The organism is Streptomyces bobili, from assembly GCF_002154575.1.
GTDB classification, from domain to species: Bacteria; Actinomycetota; Actinomycetes; order Streptomycetales; family Streptomycetaceae; genus Streptomyces; species Streptomyces bobili.
Genome location: NZ_MUBA01000195.1, coordinates 1 through 3,864, shown reverse-complemented (window position 1 = coordinate 3,864; position 3,864 = coordinate 1). Strand labels below are relative to the sequence as shown.

Sequence of the window (3,864 nt, the reverse complement as noted above, 5' to 3'; positions counted from 1 at the left end):
GGCCGAGGGCTTGGCGTCCGCGGAGGCCGAAGCGGACGGCTTCGCCCCCGTCGCCTTCGCCGTCGGGTGCGGGCCCTTGTCGGCCTCCACCGTCAGGGCGACGACCACGACGATCGCGCCGGCCGTCAGACCGGTGACCCAGGCCCACGAGGGAAGCCGTCGGGCAGCCACGGGCACGCATCTCCTCAGTCTCAAGCCCCCGACACCGGGAGCCCGATCATCGTACTGTGACGCCCTCGGGCTCCCCGCCCTCAGCCTGCCCTCAGTCCAGGACCGGCAGCAGCTCCGGGAGGTGGCCGTCGGACGCCTTCGCGGCCCGCTGCCGCTCCTCGGACACCTCGCCGTACAGCGTCGTGCGCGGCCTCGCGGGGCGGCCGGCCGCCTCGGCGACCTCGATCAGGTCCTTGACCGACTTGTAGGAGCCGTAGGAGGAACCCGCCATGCGGGAGATCGTCTCCTCCATCAGGGTGCCGCCCAGGTCGTTGGCGCCGGAGCGGAGCATCTCGGCCGCACCCTCGGAGCCCAGCTTCACCCAGCTCGTCTGGATGTTGGGGATGTACGGGTGGAGGAGGAGACGGGCCATCGCCGTGACCGCGCGGTTGTCCCGCATGGTCGGGCCGGGCCGCGCGATGCCCGCCAGGTACACGGGCGCGTTGGTGTGGATGAAGGGGAGTGTCACGAACTCCGTGAACCCGCCGGTCCGCTGCTGGATGCCGGCGAGGGTCCGCAGGTGGCCGAGCCAGTGCCGCGGCTGGTCGACATGGCCGTACATCATCGTCGACGAGGAGCGCAGGCCCAGTTCGTGGGCGGTCGTGACGACCTCGATCCAGGTCGCCGTCGGCAGCTTGCCCTTGGTGAGGACCCAGCGGACCTCGTCGTCGAGGATCTCCGCCGCCGTGCCGGGGATCGAGCCGAGCCCGGCCTCCTTCGCGGCGGTGAGCCACTCGCGGATGGACATCCCGGTGCGGGTGGCGCCGTTGACGACCTCCATCGGCGAGAAGGCGTGCACATGCATGCCGGGCACCCGCTCCTTCACCGCCTTCGCGATGTCGAAGTACGCCGTGCCGGGCAGGTCCGGGTGGATGCCGCCCTGCATGCAGACCTCCACCGCGCCCAACTCCCATGCCTGCTGGGCCCGGTCGGCCACCTGGTCGAGGGAGAGCGTGTAGGCGTCGGCGTCGGTGCGGCGCTGCGCGAAGGCGCAGAAACGGCAGCCGGTGTAGCAGACGTTGGTGAAGTTGATGTTCCGCGTGACGATGTAGGTGACGTCGTCGCCGACCGCCGACCTGCGGACGTCGTCGGCGATACGGCAGAGCGCGTCGAGCGCCGGCCCGTCGGCGTGCAGCAGCGCCAGCGCCTCCGCGTCGGTCAGCTTCGTCGGGTCGTCGGCGGCCGTCGCCAGCGCCTGCCGTACGTCGGTGTCGATGCGCTCCGGGACCATGCCGGGGGCGGCGGCCTCCCGCAGGGCGCCCCAGTCGCCGTACACCTCGTCGAAGTCGTCACGGCGGTCGGACGTACGGCCGTCGGTGTCGATGGTCCGGTGCAGATCCGTACGGCCGGTGGCCTCGAAGGCCTCCTCGGGTTCCTGCCACGGGCGGCCCTCGACGACCGCGTCCGGCAGAGCCAGGCCCGTCTCCGGGTCGGCGAGCGCGCGCACGTGCGGCAGCAGGCGCGGGTCCAGCCAGGGCTCGCCGCGGGTGACGAACTCCGGGTACACGCACAGCCGTTCGCGCATCTCGAAACCGGCCGCCGCTGACCGCTCGGCCAGGTCGTCGATCTGCGGCCAGGGGCGTTCGGGGTTGACGTGGTCGATGGTGAGGGGGGACACCCCGCCCCAGTCGTCGATCCCGGCGCCGATCAGCCGCTCGTACTCGCTGTCGACCAGGTTGGGCGGGGCCTGGAGGCAGCCGCTCGGGCCCATGATGTGGCGGGCGACGGCCACCGTCGCGACCAGCTCGTCGAGTTCGGCGTCGGGCATGCCGCGCATCGCCGTGTCCGGCTTGGCGCGGAAGTTCTGGATGATCAGTTCCTGGACGCCGTGGTAGGCGCGGGAGACCTTGCGCAGCGCGAACAGCGACTCCGCGCGCTCCTCGTACGTCTCTCCGATGCCGATCAGGATCCCCGAGGTGAAGGGGACCGACGAGCGGCCCGCGTCCTCCAGGACGCGCAGCCGTACGGCGGGTTCCTTGTCGGGGGAGCCGAAGTGCGGGCCGCCGGGCTCGGACCACAGGCGGGTCGCGGTCGTCTCCAGCATCATGCCCATCGACGGGGCGACCGGCTTGAGCCGCTGGAAGTCCGTCCAGGTCATCACACCGGGATTGAGGTGCGGCAGCAGGCCCGTCTCCTCCAGGATGCGGATGGAGATGGCGCGGACGTAGGCGATGGTGTCGTCGTAGCCGTGCGCGTCGAGCCACTCGCGCGCCTCCGGCCAGCGGTCCTCGGGCTTGTCGCCCAGGGTGATCAGCGCTTCCTTGCAGCCAAGGGCCGCGCCCTTGCGGGCGATGTCGAGCACCTCGTCCGGCGACATGAACATCCCGTGCCCGGCGCGCCGCAGCTTGCCGGGGACGGTGACGAACGTGCAGTAGTGGCACTTGTCCCGGCACAGCCGGGTCAGCGGGATGAAGACGCTCTTCGAGTAGGTGATGACGCCGGGGCGGCCTGCCGCCTCCAGGCCCGCGTCCCGCACCCGGGCGGCGGACGCTGCCAGGTCGACGAGGTGTTCACCCCGGGCCTGGAGGAGGACCGCCGCCTCGGCGACGTCGAGGGCGACGCCGTCCCGGGCACGTTTGAGGGCGCGACGCAGCGAGTTCTCGGTGGGGCCGGTTCCGGAGATCGCGGAAGTCGTCATGCTTTGAGCATACGTTCGCGCTGATCAGGACCGGCGGGGACGCCCGATTCGTCCCTCGGGGCCTGCGTTACACCGTGTCACTGGTGGAGGGGCGTCCGTCCGGGGTCACCGGTTGTCCGGCGCCGCGTCGGACAGGTAGGGGGCGTACTCGTCGAGCGCCTTGAGCACGTCCGCCTCCCCCGCAGGCGGCAACTGCACCACGACCTCCTCGATGCCCAGTTCGGCGTAGTGGGCGAGCTTGCCGGGCGACGGGTGGACGGCGTACGGCACGATCTGGAGCGCCGCCGGGTCCCGCCCCGCGTCCGCCCACGCCGTACGCAGCACGGGCAGCGACTCCGACAGGCCGCGCCCGCCGATCGGCAGCCAGCCGTCGGCGTACTCACAGATGTGCGCGAACAGCTTCGGCCCCGCGGCACCCCCGACGAGGGTGCGGGGGCCGGTGACCGGGCCGCGCGGCTTCTGCACGGGCTTGGGGTGCGCGTCGCTGGCCCGCACACTGCCGAACTCGCCCTCGTACGCGGTGGGTTCCTCACTCCACAGCGCCCGCATCAACGCCATCCGGTCCCGGACCAGATCCCGGCGGGTACGCCACTGCACGCCGTGGTCGGCGGCTTCCTCCACGTTCCAGCCGAAGCCGACGCCGAGGGTGAGGCGTCCGCCGGAGAGGTGGTCCACGGTCGCGATCTGCTTGGCCAGGTCGATCGGGTCGTGCTGGGCGACGAGGGTGATACCGGTACCGAGGCCGAGCCCCTCCGTCACGGCCGCCGCCTGCCCGAGGGCGACGAAGGGGTCGAGGGTACGGCCGTACTCGCGGGGCAGGTCGCCGCCGGCGGGGTACGGGGAGGTGCGCTCGACGGGGATGTGCGTGTGCTCGGGGAGGTAGAGCCCGGCGAAGCCGCGCCGCTCCAGCTCGCGGGCGAGGCGGGTGGGCGTGATCGTCTCGTCGGTGAGGAAGATCGTGACGGCGATGCGCATGGGGGGCGGCCTTTCGACGCGGGCGGCTCGGACTGGGCGGC

General features: G+C 72.2%; 2 protein-coding genes. Both read right to left on the bottom strand.

Translation table 11 applies throughout. The features are described from left to right. Positions 1 to 262 precede the first annotated feature (262 nt). The gene (locus BZL64_RS16680; RefSeq protein WP_086769980.1) at positions 263 to 2,848 is read right to left on the bottom strand and encodes a bifunctional FO biosynthesis protein CofGH; all 2,586 of its coding nucleotides are present in this window, start codon (positions 2,846 to 2,848) and stop codon (positions 263 to 265) included. 105 nt (positions 2,849 to 2,953) lie between these two features. Beyond that, on the bottom strand, positions 2,954 to 3,823 hold the full coding sequence (locus BZL64_RS16675) for an LLM class F420-dependent oxidoreductase (RefSeq protein ID WP_086769979.1): 870 nt from the start codon (positions 3,821 to 3,823) through the stop codon (positions 2,954 to 2,956). Positions 3,824 to 3,864: the final 41 nt, after the last annotated feature.

Coding starts and splice junctions, on each gene's coding strand:
- BZL64_RS16680 (WP_086769980.1), bottom strand. CDS start 2,848: ATGACGACTTCCGCGATCTCCGGAACCGGCCCCACCGAGAACTCGCTG.
- BZL64_RS16675 (WP_086769979.1), bottom strand. CDS start 3,823: ATGCGCATCGCCGTCACGATCTTCCTCACCGACGAGACGATCACGCCC.